Below are 17,064 nucleotides of genomic sequence, written 5' to 3' on the forward strand. Positions count from 1 at the left end.
GGCATTATATCCGGTATCCCTGTCTGTGTTTTGTAATAATAAAGTCTTGTACTCCCATGCAGGAAAGTTTCTCCCGGATACGATTGATATTCACGCTCAGGGCATTGTCATCTACGTAAAGACGGTTGTCCCACAGGTATTCTATCAAATCCCCTCTGGCGCAGATACTTCCTGCATGGCAAAACAGATAATATAAAATTTTCACTTCATTTTTTGTCAATTCTACACTCTCTTCTCCCCTGGATATGGTGCTGTCCTCCAGATGAAGGGTGACACCTCTGTGTGTCAGACAGGTATTCTGTTCCCTTGGATAGGCTTTTTTGAGAAGGGAATCCATTTTTGCCAGAAGAATGGCTGTATGATAGGGTTTTGTGATAAATGCATCTCCTCCCAGCATAATGCTGTTCAATTCATCCATATCTGTGCTGCAGCTGGTGACAAACACAATGGGCACAGCGGAAAAGCTGCGGATTTTCGCACATAGGGAAAATCCATCTTCTCCTGGCAGTTTAACGTCCAGGAGAATTAAATGGGGGGAAAATTGCTTTACCGTTTCTATGGTTTGACGGAAATCTTCCACAGCCTGCACCTCATATCCGTGGCCTTTTAAAAGTGTTTTCAGTTCTTTTTGTATGACAGAATCATCTTCTATAATCAAAATTTTACGGTTCATTTTCAGAATTCCTTTAAATCATTCATTTTCAGAAAGAATGGCTCCGCTTCCCACCGTGCTTTCTGCTTTTTCTTTTTTACGGTCAAGACCTGCAAAGAAACCGGCAATCAAGGTTCCGGAAATGGAATGCCATACACAGGATACCGCACAGATAATTGCGGACTGCGGGGTGCTGGCAAACTGTGCCGTAGTAGTGGCCAGGTTGGTGGCAAGTCCCGCATTCTGCATACCCACTTCAATAGAGATTGTTCTTTTCTTCGCAGTGTTCATGCCTGTCAGTTTACCGGCACCGTAGCCCAACAGATAGCCAAGTCCGTTATGAAGCAGAACAGCTACAAAAATGACAACACCTGAGTTGAAGAAGTTTGCGCCCTGTGAAGAAATAACACCGCCTACTACGCAGGCCAGACCCAATACAGCAACACCGGGCATCATTTTCTGGATATTCTGGAAAGTCTTTTTCTTTCCCCAGAGATAGTTAAGAAGAAATCCTACGGCAATAGGAAGAATCACGGTTTTGATAATGGACACAAACATGGGCAGCCCCTGAATATTGATTTTTGTTCCGCTTGCCAGAAAAGCAACCAGAAGCGGTGTCATAATCGGGGACAACAGTGTGGATACCGTAGTCATGCCCACAGAAAAGGCCACGTCACCGCCGCACAGGTAGGACATGATATTGGAGGAAACTCCCCCCGGACAACAGCCTACTAAAATCAGTCCCAGGGCAATGCCATCCGGCAAATGCAGGGCACGGCTGACCGCAAAAGCCAGAAACGGCATAATCAGATATTGGGCAGCTGCACCGATACAGATATCCAGAGGACGCTGCGCCAAAATTTTAAAATCCTGGGTCGTCAGTGTCAGTCCCATACTGAACATGATAATTCCGATAATCAAAGACTGGCTGGTAAATTTATTGCCCACCATATCTGTAAACAACTGGAAGTTGACCCAGCCCATCAGCCCCGGAAGGAAAAAGGTGACAACCGCTATGGCAATCACCACGGCCGAAGTGTAATTGGATAGAAATTTGCTTGCTTTTTGTAATGCTTTCATAGAAATCCTCCTTCTTCTGTGCAAACACCCAAGAAAAGTTTCATGAACTTTCACACGACAAAAAGCCCCCTCCGGCTCTTGCCGAAAGGGACGAATATAATCCGCGGTACCACCCTCATTCTGCAGATTTCCTGCAGCGCTCACATACTTCATATGTTTTCCCTTTAACGGAGGATTCCGGCTGAACCTACTGCTTCTTTCAGTCAGCTCCTTAGGGAGGATATTCACATTTCCCGCTATATCTGCTTTCACCAAACGCAGACTCTCTGAAATACCGTTCTGAAATATGACCTTGTTCCCTTCATCGGATTTCGGTGTTTTATCACATTAATATGTTGTAATTGATTTAATAACCATTATAGCCCTGATTTCTGAAATGTCAACTACTTTTTTTATTTTCCGCCATTTTCCTTTCATCATGGAGCTTATGCAAACATAGAAACGACCAGTCCTACAAGCAAACTTGTAACACCTACGATTGTCTCCATAATGGTCCAGGTTTTCAATGTAGTCTTTTCATCAATTTCCAGAAATGTTCCCACCAGCCAGAAACCTGCATCATTCACATGACTCAAAGCCGTAGCTCCCCCGCAGATAGCCAGACACATAGCCCCGCGGTACAACATATTCTCTCCCATGACCGCCGGCATAGAAGCCATGATACCTGATGCCATAGTAATGGCTACAATAGAACTTCCTACAGACGCTCTCACAAGAAGCGCAATGAAAAAAGCCACAAGTATCAGAGGTAAGTCACTGTTCTCCAGCATAGGTCCAATCACATTTCCCAGGCCGGAATCCTGAAGCATCCAGCGGATAACACCACCGCTGGCAATCACCAGAAGAATCATGCCAACCGGGCGCAAAGAGTGCTCCAGTATCTGCTTCAACTGACTTTTGGACATTCCTCTCCGTATTCCAAGAAAATACATAGAGAATAAAGTAGCTATCGTAAGTGCCAGAAAAGGTTCTCCTAAAAATTTCAATCCATCTTTCACTTCTTGTGGAAAAGGTATGTATTCTGCAAGTGTGCTGCAAAGAATCAAGATCAGCGGCACCAGAATAACCCCCAGCACAAGTCCGAAAGAAGGAAGGGTTTCCTCCTTTTCATCATGAATTTCCTTTACATTCTGGGGTAACTCGGTAAAAATCTTATTTCCAATAAATCTGCCCCAGATAATTCCTGCTGTGGTCATGCTGAGAATTGCTGTAGGAACGCCAAGTAAAATCATAGTTCCCAGATTTACGCCAAGAGCATCGGAGACCAGCACAGACGCAGCAGAAGGCGGCACGAAGGCATATCCGCTGGCCAATCCTGCCAGAAGAGGAATCGCATAATACAGGGTGGACTTTCGGGTCTGCTTTGCCACGCTGAAAACCAGCGGAATCAATACCACAACTCCGGCTTCAAAAAATACTGTAGTTCCAATGACCAGTCCGGTGATAGCCAGCGCTGCCCCTGCCTTTTTCTGTCCAAATCTGTTGATTAACGTCTGGGCAACTACTCTCGCACCTCCGCTGGATTCCAGAATGCCTCCAAACATAGAGCCAAGTCCTACCAGTAAGGCAATTCCCTGAAGGGTTTCTCCCACTCCCTTTTCCACAGTCTCAGAAATCATAGACAGCGGCATGCCTGCTCCGATTCCAATGAGAATAGCGGAAATCATCATAGATAACACCGGGTGCAATTTCATTTTGATAATAAGCACCAGCAAAACTACAATTCCAACTGCGGCAGCCACCATCAGTCTTGTTGGGTCGGCTGTAAATGTTGTATCTGCCATTTTTGTATTCCTCCTAAATCATCTGATGTTTTTTCATGTTTTTTTGATTTTCACTTTGTTTTTTTGTTTTTACTTCATTGCAATCTATTTATTCTCCAAATTCATCCGATGTTTAACATTATAATTTTTTCATTTACAAAAAAACAATATCGTAATTTTATCCAATTTTCACTTTTGTTTTTTGTGCATTTTCACGATTTGACAAGAAATCTCCTTCTACTTTATTATATAGAACAAAGGATACATTTAAAAGAAACGAGGAAAACGTATGACCAATCCGATCTCACCAGACGCTTTAGATGAAAAAAGTCTTCCGCAGAAAATAGCCGAGGATATCATTGCATTGATTTTAGAAGAACATCTGCAGCCCGGAGACAAGCTGCCTAACGAATCAAACCTGTCGAATCGGCTCCATGCCGGGCGCAGTTCCATTCGTGAAGCCATGAAGCTTCTCGCTTCCCGAAATATTGTCACTATCCGTCAGGGTTCCGGAACTTATGTAGCTGCTTCTCCCGGAATGGTAGAAGACCCTCTTGGTTTCACTTTTATAGGCGATAAAAAGAAACTGGTGGCAGACTTGCTGGACGTACGCTTTTTACTTGAACCTTCCATTGCTGCAATGGCTGCAAAATGGGCAGATGAAAACGACATCCGGAAAATCACTGCTTTGTGCAGCGAAGTGGAAGATTTACTGCTCCAACAGAAAAATCACATTCAAAAAGATATTGAATTTCATACGGCCATTGCCATGAGCAGCAAGAATCTGGTGGTTCCCCGCCTGATTCCTGTCATTAACAGTTCTATTCCTTTGTTTGTGGAAATAACCAAAAGCCGTCTCTACACAGAGACGATAGAAACTCACAGGGAAATCACAGAAGCTATCTGCGCCCACGACTCTGTCCGTGCGCAGGATGCCATGTACTTGCATTTAGTCTATAACCGGCGACTGATTCAGAAAATGGCAGAAACCTGATATTTTCTGGCCCGCAGATAAAAAGAGAGACTTCTCAGCAGCCCTCCAGGGTCTATCTGAAAAAAGTCTCTCTTCGCTCATTGCTAAAAATATTTTTCCTCTACAGCTCTTTTTTCTCCATAATTTTGACACTGATACTGTAGGAGATTCCCAATGCCAGTACACACAACACGATACTGCCCAAAATATATCCCCATACGGGAATATCTGCCAAAAATCCCACGGCTTTCTCTGCTTCTATGCTAAGATGAAGCAGACGATTGAGCACAGCTATACTTCCCATTACTGCTATCACAATAGCAAAGAGAAAAATTCTTCCCTTTTCACTCCCAAATTTCAGTTGTATGGGAATCATAATTGCAAAAAAAACTATCATAATTACAGCTGTGACTCCTCCTTGAACAAAATAGGGAATCATCAGAAAATCATCATGGAATATGCCATATCCTATACCCAAAAGCTGGCATAACACCAAAGTTCCAACTCCACAGATTATGCCGTACACATATTTTTCTCCTGCGTATTCTCTTCTGCTAACCGGAAGAATCAGCAAAAAGGGCAGGCTATTGTCAATCTCATCATAACTGATAGTAGATATGGTAAAAAAGCAGAAGCCAAAAGGCAGATAGACGGTAAGAAAACCCACATTGCCTCCGGCCAGCGCCGGAATCATTCCAATCAGCAGCAACATCAAAAAAAATCTTCGCTGTCCCTTCATCAGGGCAAAATCTTTCAGTAATAATCCTTTCATATTGCTTCTCCCTTCACCATCATGGCAATCACTTCGTCCACGTTTCCCTTTTCTAACGCAAGGTTAGGATAATTTTCCATATAAAACTGCTTTTCTCTGGTCAGACAACGATAACCATAGCTTTCTTTCATTACCCGCAGCAAATACTGTTTTTCCATGGCATCGAACTGGCTCTGTGTCACCTTTAAAATACCGTACTGCCCCAGCAGTACATCCATTTCCTCATGAAGTACAATCTCTCCGTTGTCTATCATATACAAATCATCACAAAGCCCCTCCAAATCTGTAGAAATATGAGAGCTAATCAAAATGGTTCTCTCTTCGTTTTCCTCCATGTAGGCCCGCAGCATATCCAACAACTCTTCTCTGGCCAGAACATCCAGTCCGGTGGTGGGCTCATCCAAAAGCAGTAAATCTGCTTTATGAGTAATGGCTGCCAGAATTTTCGCCTTTGCCAGCATACCTGTGGAAAACTCTTTGATTCTTTTGTCTGCCGGAAGTTGATAGCGGCGGCAGTATTCCCGGAACATGGCTCTGTCAAACCGGGGGTACATCCGGGAAAGCACGGTTTCCATATCTTTCATCGTAAGATATGTATTAAATCCCCCATTTGCCAGCACCACTCCCATCCGCTGCTTTTCCGCTTTTGTCCAGGTATGTATCTCCTTTCCGAAAACCTCTATGCTTCCTCCGTCTATGGAAATCAGCCCTAAAACAGATTTAAAGGTTGTGCTCTTTCCCGCACCGTTGGAGCCCACCAGTCCGGTAATGCAGCCTGCGGGAATTTCCATGGAACAATTTAACTCAAAGGTTCCGTAAGACTTTCTTAAATCTTTGATTTTCAACATACTCTATTCCTCCATAATCAGGTCGAAAACTGCCCGGATATCTTCCTCTGTCATGCCGTACCTTCTGGCTTTCTCTATGGCATGCTCAAATTCTGCCTCTATTTCCTTCTGCTGCTCCTGCAGCTTGGCATCCCGGTTGGCCTGGGCCACATAAGTCCCCTTTCCGTGTACGGTAATGGTAAAGCCTTCTGCCTCCAGGGTATCGTAAGATTTCTTTACTGTGAGGGCGCTGATTTTCAATTCTTTTGCCAGACCGCGCACAGAAGGAAGAATCTCTCCCGGATTTAATTCTTCGTTTAATATCATAGTTTTTATCTGGTCCACGAGCTGCTCGTAAATGGGGACCATGGATGAGTGATGGATTATAATCTTCATGGTTTTCCTCCTCTTGTAAACAGTATATAACAGCATAGAACTGTTGTCAACTGTTTTATACTGTTATATACTGTTTTTTATTTTTTAAGAGAAAAACCGCTGCGACAGACATTTTTCTGTCTCACGCAGCGGTTTTTCCTGCAACTCTATGTTTCCAATCTATTTGTCATTCGCTGAAGCGAATTCTTTCCATTAAAGACTCTTTTTTCAAAGATTTTCCAATGGCCGTACTGAGGATAACCTGAAGCAGTATCATCACAATAATCAGACCAAGAATCGCCTGGGTAGGATAATGGAAATACTGAATCCCCATGATATGGTTTTCTTTTGCATAGAGGAAAAACAGGTAACCTGTAAAACTGCCCAGACTCACAGAGCAAAGCAGAGTTCCCATGGTATAGAACAGTCCTTCCAGATTCAGCATCTTCACAAGCTGTTTATCTGACAAGCCGATGGCCTGCATCATACCAAGTTCTTTCTTCCTCACATGAATGCTGTTTATCATGGTATTCATCATGTTCATCATACAGATAACACCTAAGATTCCAAGGAAAACATAGCAGGACAGATACATAAAGGACATAGATGTTTTATATTCTTCATACCCCTTCTGCCAGGAATCTGCAAGCTCGATACCACCGGCCTTTTCACAGGCAGCAACCAAGGCCTTTTCCAACTCTGCATCATAGTCCTTGTCTGCAAAAATACTCAGGGCGTCATTGACATTGTATTGGCTCATAGCATTGACTGCGCTCTTGGCAGTGAGAAAAGTTGAATAATTGACAATACCCTCTGAATAATTCCCAATTGCCGCAATCTCCAGGCTTTTCTCCTTTTCTACATTGCCGTCCGAATACTGGAACGTAATTTTATCTCCTACTTTCAGTTCCGGATACCAGTGAAGCGCTGTCTTAGAAAGAATGACTTTATTGCCTTTCTGCAGTTCTTCATAAGTTACTTTTCCTTCTACAATACCCTTTTCCAGTATTTCAGCATAATTTTCCGAGTAACCTACAAGGGATAACTGTTCTTCAAATTTTTTATTCTTCAATGGAATACACGGTTTTACTTCTGTCTTCTCCACACCATCCAGACTCTCAATTCCCCGGATAAATTCCGGTGTCAGAGGATTGTTCTGCTGAACCTGACTCCATTCCAGTTCCGGATGTTCTTTATTTCCGGATTCTGTAATAACAGAAAGATAATACTGTCCGTCAATACTGGAAGCAGCAGACTCTCTGGGAGCTGCGCAGGATAAACCGGCAGACACGGTCACGAAGAAAACTCCGGTAATCGCCATGGAAACAATGGTAATCACTGTTCTCTTTTTATTCCTTGACAGATTGGAGCAGGTCAGGCGGAACAAGTTCAGATATTCGTAACCCTTTCTCGTTCCTTTTCCCTTACGGCCTTCTCCGTTATAGCGAAGCGCCTCTATGGGAGAAATTCGGGCGGCAATTTTCATAGGCTTCAAAAGTGAAAGGTAAACGGTCATAAGCGCCACACCTGCAGCCAGAAAATACAGCCATGCATGAAGATACTGTACTTTGTGATTCTTTACAATCTCAGATATGGCAGTTATCACCATGTCTTCTTTCTTATCCGCATTTATGATTTTATACATCAAAGGAAAAACTCCCTCCAATGTAGCTGTTCCTGCCAACAGACCTGCCGGAATGGCAAACGCTGCCGTAAAAAATCCTTCCCTCAGAACAATCTGGCGAATCTGGTGTTTTGTGGCTCCTATGGCTTTTAATCGGCCGTACTCCTGTACCTTATGAATCATGGATACATAATATATACTGTAAATGGTAATCACTCCGGCCAGTACCACAATCAGCATAATCATTATAATCATAGGAATGGTAGAGGGATCCACATAATTGGCTGCCAGATATTCTGTATTTACCACCAGGCTGTCTTCAGGAATCTCAAAGGCAGCAGCAATGTCTTTCATCTCCTCTTCCATGTCATCTGTTGTAGCTGAAGGTACCGTTGGAAGGCGAAAATAGACGCGGTAGGAAATATCTGTCACGGGAAAATTCTGCTTCACAAATTCTTCAGAAACAAAGGCGCTGTATAACTTCTTGTCTTCATTTATCTGGCTGTCTGCTGTCATACCGCAAATAACGAAATCCTTTTCCCTGCTGTAATCCAGGCCTTCATTTGTTATAGGCTGGTAGGGCACGCGGATAGTATCACCTATCCTTCCCTCCAGTCCCATGGCCTTTAACAGTCCTTCGGACACCACAATTTCATTCTCCTTCTGTGGAAAATGCCCCTCTGCTAATTCTGATTTGTTCAGTTCGGCACAAGTTTCGTCCAGATACACCATACTGATGGTGTATGTTTCGTTTACCATAACAGCCGGGTCACACCGCAGGCCCATACTTTCCAGACGGTCCGAAGCCTTCAGATTCTGTGCAGTCTGGGGAGACACGTCGCGATACAGCCCATGAAAGGTTGGATATACCTGATTTACTGCCGCAAATTCCAGATTCACAACACCAAATCCAACGCCGGGAATCACAAACAGCAGAAGGGTGGTGAGAAAAATGGCGATACCTGTTAAAATATTTCGGCTTTTATTCGCCCTGATATTGGAGAAAGCCGTTCTGGTTACCGTCTTCATTCTGCCGTCACCACCTTACCGTCTTCAATGACAATAATCTCGTCTGCCATCTGAGCAATGGTTTCATCATGGGTAATCATCACCAAAGTCTGTCCGTATTTGGTCACACAGGTTTTCAGAAGTGCAATAACCTCCAATTCTGTCCGGGAATCCAGATTTCCGGTGGGTTCATCGGCCAGAATAATCGAAGGCCGTGAAGCAAGTGCTCTGGCAATGGCCACTCTCTGCTTCTGTCCTCCGGAAAGAGCATTGGGAAGATTTTTCAGCTTATCCTCGATGCTAATGGTTTTTATAATTTCCATAACATAATTATGGTCAACCTTTTTATTATCCAATCCCAGAGGAAGTACAATATTTTCCCATACGTTCAAAGAAGGAAGCAGATTGTAGTCTTGAAAAATAAAACCTATTTTTTTCCTTCGGAATACTGCAAGCTGTTCATCCTTCAGTTTAAAAATGTCTTCCCCGTCAATAAACACCCTGCCTTTATCCGGTCTGTCCAGACCGCCCATTAAATGCAGCATGGTACTTTTTCCGGAACCGGACCTTCCTACAATCGCTGTAAACTTCCCTCTCTCTATCGTCAGATTCGTATGGTCTACTGCCTTTACCAGATTTTCTCCCTTTCCGTAATATTTCTTTAAATTTCTGATTTCTACCATTGGTTTCATCTGTCATGCTCCCTTCTGTTCTGTTCTTTCTGTCTCTACTATGCATAATACAACAGAAGACTTGCAATTTGCTGACAGGAACCTTACAGTTTTGTAATTCTTTTTGTAATTATCCGCGAATAAAGTTTGTTTTGATTTTTTCTTCCGGCTTGGGTGCTTCTATTCCCGCTTTTTTTCCGGCCTCAATGCATTTCAGTGTCCATGCCATATTTTTTCCCAGCACACGCATAATCTGCAGTCCTTCTTCATCCTGTTTTACCTCTTCCGGTGTATTTCCATGCACCATATTCCAGTAATTGGAGGAGATAATTGGCATCTGATGAAAGGCAAAATATTTTGTCAGAACATCTAAGGTCGCGGTTGTGCCGGCTCTTCTGGCAGAAGCTACGGCAGCAGCCGGTTTATACAGCATATCCTTTCCTGCCAGGGAACACAACTTATCCATGAATTCTATAATCTGCCCTGTGGGAGAAGCCCAGTATACCGGAGAACCTACAATAATACCATCTGCTTCTTTCAGCTTCAGAGCAGCTTCCTTTACCAGCTCTTTATCCGGATTTCCTGCCTGAAAAATTTCTGTCTCAATACCATTTTCCTTTAATGCCTCTGCAACTGTACTTAAAGCTGTAAAGGTACAGCCTGCCTTTCTGGGACTTCCATTTAATAACAATACTTTCATATTATTTTCATTCCTTTCTCCATAACTTTTAAATTTCTATCTTATTATACTCTAAGAACGGCTTTTCAGCAATTCCGTCTGTTCATTTTCTCCCAGCAGATACAACTCATGCAAAGCTCTGGTAATAGCCACATACAGCAGTTTGGCTTCCTTTACATTCATTCCGTATCGCAATGTATCCGGCTGCCATAAAACTACGGCGTCAAATTCCAATCCTTTTGTCAGCGTAACCGGAAGTACCATAATTCCATTATGAAAGCCCTCTTCCTGTTCTGTCTGCAGAACTTTCCGTACAGTCTCTGTATCCTTTTCATCTCTGCAGATGACAGCAATCGTTTCAAAGCCTTTCTGCTGTATGTTTTCCAGCAATGCTTTCAGTTGTTTTCCAATGTCTTTTCTTTGCTGCATTTGAACGCAGACCGGATTTCCATGGCGGATAACCGGCTGTATTTTATAATTCCCAAGAGAGGCTTTTTCCAAGACTCTTCCTGCGTACTGGGAAATTTCAATGGTGTTTCGGTAACTCTTAGCCAGCAGATAAAAACTATCCCTGTCATCTCTTAGAAGAATCTTTTTCAAATCTTCCCAGTCATTTAAACCTGTCTCATACCGAATATTCTGAGATACGTCTCCCATAATGGTAAAATAACAGCGGGGAAGCACCTGACGAAGTACATAGTATACCGTCTCTCCAAAGTCCTGGGCTTCGTCCAGAATTATCTGACTGAATTCATCCGTCTCTTTTTTCAGAAAAATTCTCTTTCGGATAAGACACAGCGCCGCTGTATCATACAAATCCATCTGCCCCTTTTCCACATGCGCTATGGTTTCCTTATACCCGCCTTCAAATTTATGTGTTTCATCGCCTGCCTGTTCCAGTTCTTCCAGAAACGTTCTGTATATCTGTATTTCTGTCCACTTATTTTTAGAAGAACAAAAATAATTCCGGTACGCTTTCTGCTTTTCTTTGCGAAATCCCTCTTCCTTTTCCGTACACAAAAACTGAATTCGCTGACGGGTTCGCTGGTTCAACAGCTTCTCTAACTGAAACAGGGACAGATCCGGGTTTCGGCTTCTGGTATCCTGCATATTCTCTTGAGACAGTATCACACCTAATTCCCGGTCCCGAATATCCTGTAAATTCAAATGTTTCTCTATCCACTTTTTCAAAAAGCATTCCAGTGCATATACAAAATCCAGTCTGCTTTTTTTGCAGGCCTTGGTGTCTTCTTCTATGATGCTGAACTTTTTCTTCCAGGACTTTTCCATGAGGTAAGGAAGGAACACGTCCATCCTCATCTGACGCACATGGTTCACGTCCAGTTCCGGCAAACCGCTGCTGATATAGTTCAAAAGCATATCGCTGCTTCCCACAATACAAAATTCCGATGGCTTATATACCTCTTCATAGTTATACAGAATATAAGAAATCCTGTGAAGTGCCACTGTGGTTTTCCCACTGCCTGCCACGCCCTGTACAATCATGTTTTTATATGGCGTAGCACGGATAATTTCATTTTGTTCTTTCTGAATGGTTGCAATGATGTCTCCCAGCACGGCTTCCTTATGCTGAGAAAGATATTTTACCAAAAGTTCATCACTGGCCGCTGTATCATTGTCATAAAATCCCAGCAGCTTCTCTCCCTGCAAATCATAAGTTCTCTTTTTGAAAAGCCGGATGTTTACAGGCTCACTCCCCGGTACTTCATAACTGCCTTTTCCCAGTTCATTTTCATAATAAACACTGGAAACCGGGGCTCTCCAGTCTACAATCATTACCTCATTGGAATTTCGTGTAACACCGTTTTTTCCGATATAACGGCTTTCTGTCACACCATAAGATTCGTCATCATAGTCAATTCTGCCAAAGTATGCCTTGTTCAGCGCTGCCCTGTTTTTCCGCAGAGAATTCTGTATGTGCTCCAGAATATTTTTCTCCGCTTCCAGCAGACCAAAGGAGTCACCCTCCCCTTTCTTCACAGCCTGAAAAAGTTGTGTCACTTCTTTTTTACTGACCGCTTCTTTTTCTTCATACTCCCGAATGTTTTCCCGGATGATTTCCAGACACGACAATAGACGCTGTTGTTCTAACAGCATATCCTGATTTTTTTCCATTTTCTTTCCCTCACTATTCGCAAATTTCACTCTAAAATCTGACTCGGACACCGTTTTCTCAAATTTTACAGCATCCTCCAGTTTAGGCGGTTTACCATTATAGCACAGGATTGAAAAAAATACCAGAAGTTTTATCCTCTCTTTGTCAAGCTTCAGCCAAGGGCAGCATAATGTGAAAACAGCTTCCTAAAATACCGCTTCTATCTTTGACGCAAATGGTGCCCCCCTGCTGTTCCAGAATCTGCCTGGCCAAATAAAGACCTACGCCTGCACCATCACGTTCCATTTCTCTCGCTTCCTCACCACGATAAAACCTCTGAAAAATCTTGTTTCTGTCCTTTCTCGGAATTCCAATTCCCTCATCGAATACTTCAATGAGTACATAAGAGGTCAGCTTCCGCATGCGTATTTCTACTTTCTTCCCTGGCTTTGAATACTTAATGGCATTGTCCAGAACGTTAATCATGGCCTCCTGGGTCCAGCGAAAATCATGATTTGAATAACAGTCCTCCAGTTCTGCCGAAAGTTCTATGTTTTTATCTACAGCCTTCATAATCACCGTATTGACTGCTCCAAGAATGGTTTTCTTCAGACTTCTCACCTGCGGCTCCAAATGAATCATGCTGCCTTCCAGCCTGGACATATTCAGCAGCAGTTCCATGAGTTTTCCCAGGTTCTCCAATTCCTGCTTTCCCTGTATGTAAAACTCCTTCCCCTCTTCTTCTGTAAGTGTATCATCCTCCATCATTTCATAGCATACTCTGAAAGCTGCAAAAGGAGTTTTCAACTGATGGGAAATATCCGTAATCAGGGCTTTTGTACTGCTCTCTTCCTGTTCCAGGCGCTCCTTCATATTTTCTATGTAAGTTCCCAGCTTTTCTTCTTTCTCTCTTAAGCCCCACAAATAATCTGACTGGATGTTCAAAAGTTCTGCGGTATCAAAATTTCCATCCATAAAGCGTTCCATACTGTCTTCCAATACTTTTATCTGCGCCCGTTCCAGATTTTCTTCTGTTTTTGCTCTTTTTCTGATAAAAAACACCGCACCTGCAAAAATCCCTGCAATTATCAGTATCTCCGAAGCAAACAAAAGCAAAATTTCTTTGCTTTCCTTTGCAGAGAAAAAATAGTATCCGTATTTTTCCTGCAGTTCTTTCTGTTTTTCTCGATCCGCCTGTTGGGTATCGGCAGTATTCTTTGCTTCTCTGATTTCTATCCAGACACCTTCTGACCATGGATACCGCAAAGCCAGTTGTGCTGCCTGCCTATTCCTCTCCTCATAACGATACACCAGATAAACCGAAGACAGCAATAAAATTCCTGCCATCACACACCCAAGCACTGCGGCCATGCTTTTTATTTCTTTGTTACTGTGTCTGTCCATATGTATCCCAATCCCCTTACATTTTCTATGGCATTGGTATGCAGTTTGCTTTTCAGCCGGCTAATATTAACCGTCACCGTATTTTCGTCTACAAACTGTCCCTCTCTGTCCCATACCATTTCCAGTATCTGCTCCTTTGTCATAACGGTTCCTTCGTGTTCCATCAGACAAATTAAAAGCTGCAGCTCTTTCTTACTCAATATTACAGGTTCTTTCTGCCTGTATACCTGCATAGTAAGACAGTTCACTTCGATGCCATCCGAAAGCAAAATCTGTCCCTCTTGCTGCCCGGCTCTGCGCATTAATGCATTTACTTTGGAAATCAATACCAAAAGACTAAAAGGTTTTGTCATATAGTCATCTGCACCACAGTCATATCCATTGACAATGTCCACTTCCTGGTCCAGGGCAGTAAGAAAAATAATAAAAACTTCGCTTTTTTGTCTTACCTCTCTGCAAAAATCCATTCCACTGCCATCGGAAAGCGTAATATCGCTAATAACCAAATCTATGCTCCCTTTCTGAAACAGCGCTTTTGCTTCTTTGAGAGAAAAAGCGGACAAAACTTCGTATCCTTCCTTTTCCAGTTTCAGAGAAATTCCCCTATTTAAGGCTTTATCATCTTCCAGTAATAATATTCGTTTCATCGTCTGCACTCCTAAAACAGATATGATATAGACAAAGGTACGGCTGCCGCATTAAGTACCTGTCAAGAATATTCCTGCTTCATGCAGCAGCCGCAACTCCTTTTAAGATATGTTCAGAACTTTGTCATTTAAAATTCATTCCCCGGAAATCTGGGAATTCCTGCAAATCCCTGTTCCAAATCTTTCTCTGTGGGAATATAATCTGTCATCTGCCCATTGTTGAATTTTTCATATGCGTACATATCAAAATATCCAGTTCCGGTCAATCCGAAAACGATGGTTTTTTCTTCTCCAGTCTCTTTGCACCGAATTGCTTCGTCTAAAGCCACACGAATTGCATGTGCGCTTTCCGGCGCAGGCAGAATTCCTTCTATTCTTGCAAACTGCTCTGCAGCCTCAAATACAGATGTCTGTTCTACCGCCCGGGCTTCCATCAGGCCATCATGATACAGCTGAGATAAAATGGAACTCATGCCGTGATAGCGAAGTCCCCCTGCATGATTGGCAGAAGGAATAAAATTATTGCCCAATGTATACATTTTCTGCAAAGGCGTAACCATACCTGTATCACAAAAATCATAGGCAAACTTTCCTCGGGTAAGGCTCGGACAGGAAGCAGGTTCCACTGCAATAATCTGATAATCCTTTTCTCCTCTTAATTTTTCTCCCACAAACGGAGAAATCAGACCTCCCAGATTAGAACCACCTCCGGCACAACCAATAATGATATCTGGTTGGATATCATATTTTTCTAAAGCTGTTTTTGTCTCCAGTCCAATCACTGTCTGATGCAATAACACCTGATTTAACACACTTCCCAAAACATAGCGGTAGCCTTCCTGCTGTACAGCCCTCTCCACAGCCTCTGAAATGGCACAGCCAAGACTTCCCGATGTGCCTGGGTGTTCCCTCAAAATTTTTCTTCCTACCTCTGTCGTATCTGAAGGCGATGGTGTGACTGCAGCACCATAAGTCCTCATTACCTCTCTTCGGAATGGTTTTTGTTCATAAGAACATTTTACCATATATACCTGGCAGTCCAATCCAAGATAGGCGCAGGCCATAGACAGTGCAGTCCCCCACTGTCCTGCTCCGGTTTCTGTAGTAACCCCTTTCAATCCCTGCTCTTTTGCGTAATAAGCCTGTGCAATCGCAGAGTTCAGTTTGTGACTTCCACTGGTATTATTTCCCTCAAACTTATAATAAATTTTAGCCGGCGTCTGCAGCTTTTCTTCCAGACAATACGCCCGAACTAGCGGGGAGGGACGATACATTTTATAAAAGTTTCTGATTTCTTCCGGTATTTCTATAAAAGGAGTTGTGGTGTCAAGCTCCTGTTTTACCAGTTCCTCACAAAAAATCTGTCCCAATTCTGCCTCCGTCATAGGCTGATAAGTCTTAGGATTTAACAGAGGCGCTGGTTTGTTTTTCATATCCGCCCGGACATTATACCATTCTTTTGGCATCTCACTTTCTTCCAGATAAATTTTATAGGGAATTTCCTTTTTTATATTCGACATAGGCTTTCTCCTGTATTTCTATGGTTATTTTTTATATACGGTTATCGTGTAATTTTGATGGAATACGTCTCCCGCTTCTACAGAGACAATATCTGGTTTCTCTGAAATGTCTCCTTCAAAACCGTAATCATCACATCTTCCTCTCCATGGTTCCAGGCAAATATAAGGTGCGCCCGGAAGACTCCAGATACCAAAATTCGTAAATCCTTCACATTCCATAAGAATATATGGAGTACCATCCGGATACGCAATCCCTGCAAGCGTAATCTGAGAACCATCAAAAATCAAAGCATCTTTATCAAACATATGCTCCGTAATCGCACATCCGCTGTAAGCACCGTATGTATCTAAAGGCAGCCTGTAAGTTTTTTCCCCATCTGCATTGCACGAATCTCCATAGACAAGGCGGTATTCCAGTGCTTCTTTTCTGTTGAAGAGAAGCTTATATTCTGTCTGCCGGGTATCCTCCAAAATCGGCACATTAAATCCCGGGTGCCCTCCTATAGTAAAGTACATCTTTTCTTCATTGTTGTTTTCTACGTCCCAGACAACCTCCAACGTTCTTTCTGTCAGCCGATAAGTCACATTTAAAACAAAAGAAAATGGAAAATAAGCTCTGGTAGCTTCATCATCTCTCAAAGAAAATGTCAAAAGATTATCTTCCTGTTTTATACATATAAACTCTGAATCTTTTGCAAAGCCATGTAGGTCTGTATCAAAGCGCCTTCCGTTGTAATAGCAGCAATTTTTATAATGACGCCCTACATTGGGAAATAAAAGAGGCGAATGGCGTTTCCAGAACTTTTCATCTCCATACCATAAAACTTCTTTGTTCATTTCCTTATCAAAAAGACTCTGTAACTCTGCTCCTTTTGAGGAAACTACAATTTTTAAATACTGGTTCTCTATCTTGTACATTGTAAAAACTCCCTTTCCCAGATACCAAGTCTGTA

15 protein-coding genes and 1 other annotated feature are annotated in these 17,064 nt (G+C 42.7%); of the genes, 1 reads left to right on the forward strand and 14 read right to left on the reverse strand.

Annotated features, from left to right (window positions below):
* Window positions 1–4 precede the first annotated feature (4 nt).
* From WBS51_RS06725 to WBS51_RS06735, 3 genes are all read right to left on the reverse strand, one after another.
* Window positions 5–673 carry a response regulator transcription factor gene (locus tag WBS51_RS06725; RefSeq protein ID WP_294460514.1) on the reverse strand — a complete coding sequence of 223 codons (669 nt, stop codon included), beginning with the start codon at window positions 671–673 and terminating at the stop codon, window positions 5–7.
* Between the two features lie 18 nt (window positions 674–691).
* Complete coding sequence (locus tag WBS51_RS06730) at window positions 692–1,732, reverse strand: bile acid:sodium symporter family protein (protein WP_294460516.1); 1,041 nt, start codon at window positions 1,730–1,732, stop codon at window positions 692–694.
* Between the two features lie 83 nt (window positions 1,733–1,815).
* Window positions 1,816–2,046: a binding site (T-box leader), on the reverse strand.
* Between the two features lie 111 nt (window positions 2,047–2,157).
* Window positions 2,158–3,516, reverse strand: a complete 1,359-nt coding sequence (locus WBS51_RS06735) for a GntP family permease (protein ID WP_294580487.1) — start codon at window positions 3,514–3,516, stop codon at window positions 2,158–2,160.
* A 268-nt stretch (window positions 3,517–3,784) separates the two neighbouring features.
* On the opposite strand from WBS51_RS06735, the gene WBS51_RS06740 reads away from it, so the two are divergent.
* On the forward strand, window positions 3,785–4,489 hold the full coding sequence (locus WBS51_RS06740) for a FadR/GntR family transcriptional regulator (RefSeq protein WP_173749724.1): 705 nt from the start codon (window positions 3,785–3,787) through the stop codon (window positions 4,487–4,489).
* A gap of 100 nt (window positions 4,490–4,589) precedes the next feature.
* On the opposite strand, the gene WBS51_RS06745 is transcribed toward WBS51_RS06740, so the two are convergent.
* The 11 genes from WBS51_RS06745 to WBS51_RS06795 form a co-directional block, all read right to left on the reverse strand.
* The gene (locus WBS51_RS06745) at window positions 4,590–5,240 is read right to left on the reverse strand and encodes an ABC-2 transporter permease (RefSeq protein ID WP_173749725.1); all 651 of its coding nucleotides are present in this window, start codon (window positions 5,238–5,240) and stop codon (window positions 4,590–4,592) included.
* On the reverse strand, window positions 5,237–6,088 hold the full coding sequence (locus WBS51_RS06750) for an ABC transporter ATP-binding protein (RefSeq protein ID WP_173749726.1): 852 nt from the start codon (window positions 6,086–6,088) through the stop codon (window positions 5,237–5,239). Before WBS51_RS06750 ends, WBS51_RS06745 begins: the two co-directional genes overlap by 4 nt.
* A 3-nt stretch (window positions 6,089–6,091) precedes the next feature.
* Window positions 6,092–6,463: a GntR family transcriptional regulator gene (locus WBS51_RS06755; protein ID WP_173749727.1), complete on the reverse strand. Its 372-nt coding sequence runs from the start codon at window positions 6,461–6,463 to the stop codon at window positions 6,092–6,094.
* 166 nt (window positions 6,464–6,629) lie between these two features.
* Window positions 6,630–9,095 (reverse strand): ABC transporter permease, encoded by a 2,466-nt coding sequence (locus WBS51_RS06760; RefSeq protein ID WP_294460525.1) that lies wholly within the window; start codon window positions 9,093–9,095, stop codon window positions 6,630–6,632.
* Window positions 9,092–9,766, reverse strand: a complete 675-nt coding sequence (locus WBS51_RS06765; protein WP_173749729.1) for an ABC transporter ATP-binding protein — start codon at window positions 9,764–9,766, stop codon at window positions 9,092–9,094. Before WBS51_RS06765 ends, WBS51_RS06760 begins: the two co-directional genes overlap by 4 nt.
* 109 nt (window positions 9,767–9,875) lie before the next feature.
* On the reverse strand, window positions 9,876–10,445 hold the full coding sequence (locus WBS51_RS06770; protein ID WP_173749730.1) for a flavodoxin family protein: 570 nt from the start codon (window positions 10,443–10,445) through the stop codon (window positions 9,876–9,878).
* Between the two features lie 51 nt (window positions 10,446–10,496).
* A complete protein-coding gene (locus tag WBS51_RS06775; protein WP_342694057.1) occupies window positions 10,497–12,542 on the reverse strand; it encodes a HelD family protein in 2,046 nt (681 codons plus the stop codon).
* 163 nt (window positions 12,543–12,705) lie between these two features.
* Window positions 12,706–13,944 (reverse strand): sensor histidine kinase, encoded by a 1,239-nt coding sequence (locus tag WBS51_RS06780; RefSeq protein ID WP_294460533.1) that lies wholly within the window; start codon window positions 13,942–13,944, stop codon window positions 12,706–12,708.
* The gene (locus WBS51_RS06785; protein WP_294460536.1) at window positions 13,917–14,591 is read right to left on the reverse strand and encodes a response regulator transcription factor; all 675 of its coding nucleotides are present in this window, start codon (window positions 14,589–14,591) and stop codon (window positions 13,917–13,919) included. Before WBS51_RS06785 ends, WBS51_RS06780 begins: the two co-directional genes overlap by 28 nt.
* Before the next feature lie 128 nt (window positions 14,592–14,719).
* Window positions 14,720–16,111 carry a TrpB-like pyridoxal phosphate-dependent enzyme gene (locus WBS51_RS06790; RefSeq protein WP_173749734.1) on the reverse strand — a complete coding sequence of 464 codons (1,392 nt, stop codon included), beginning with the start codon at window positions 16,109–16,111 and terminating at the stop codon, window positions 14,720–14,722.
* A gap of 24 nt (window positions 16,112–16,135) precedes the next feature.
* Window positions 16,136–17,029, reverse strand: coding sequence for an aldose 1-epimerase family protein (locus WBS51_RS06795; RefSeq protein ID WP_173749735.1), 894 nt, complete (start codon window positions 17,027–17,029; stop codon window positions 16,136–16,138).
* Window positions 17,030–17,064: the final 35 nt, after the last annotated feature.

It is taken from the genome of Blautia acetica, assembly GCF_038739805.1.
In the GTDB taxonomy this organism is placed as follows: Bacteria; Bacillota; Clostridia; order Lachnospirales; family Lachnospiraceae; genus Blautia.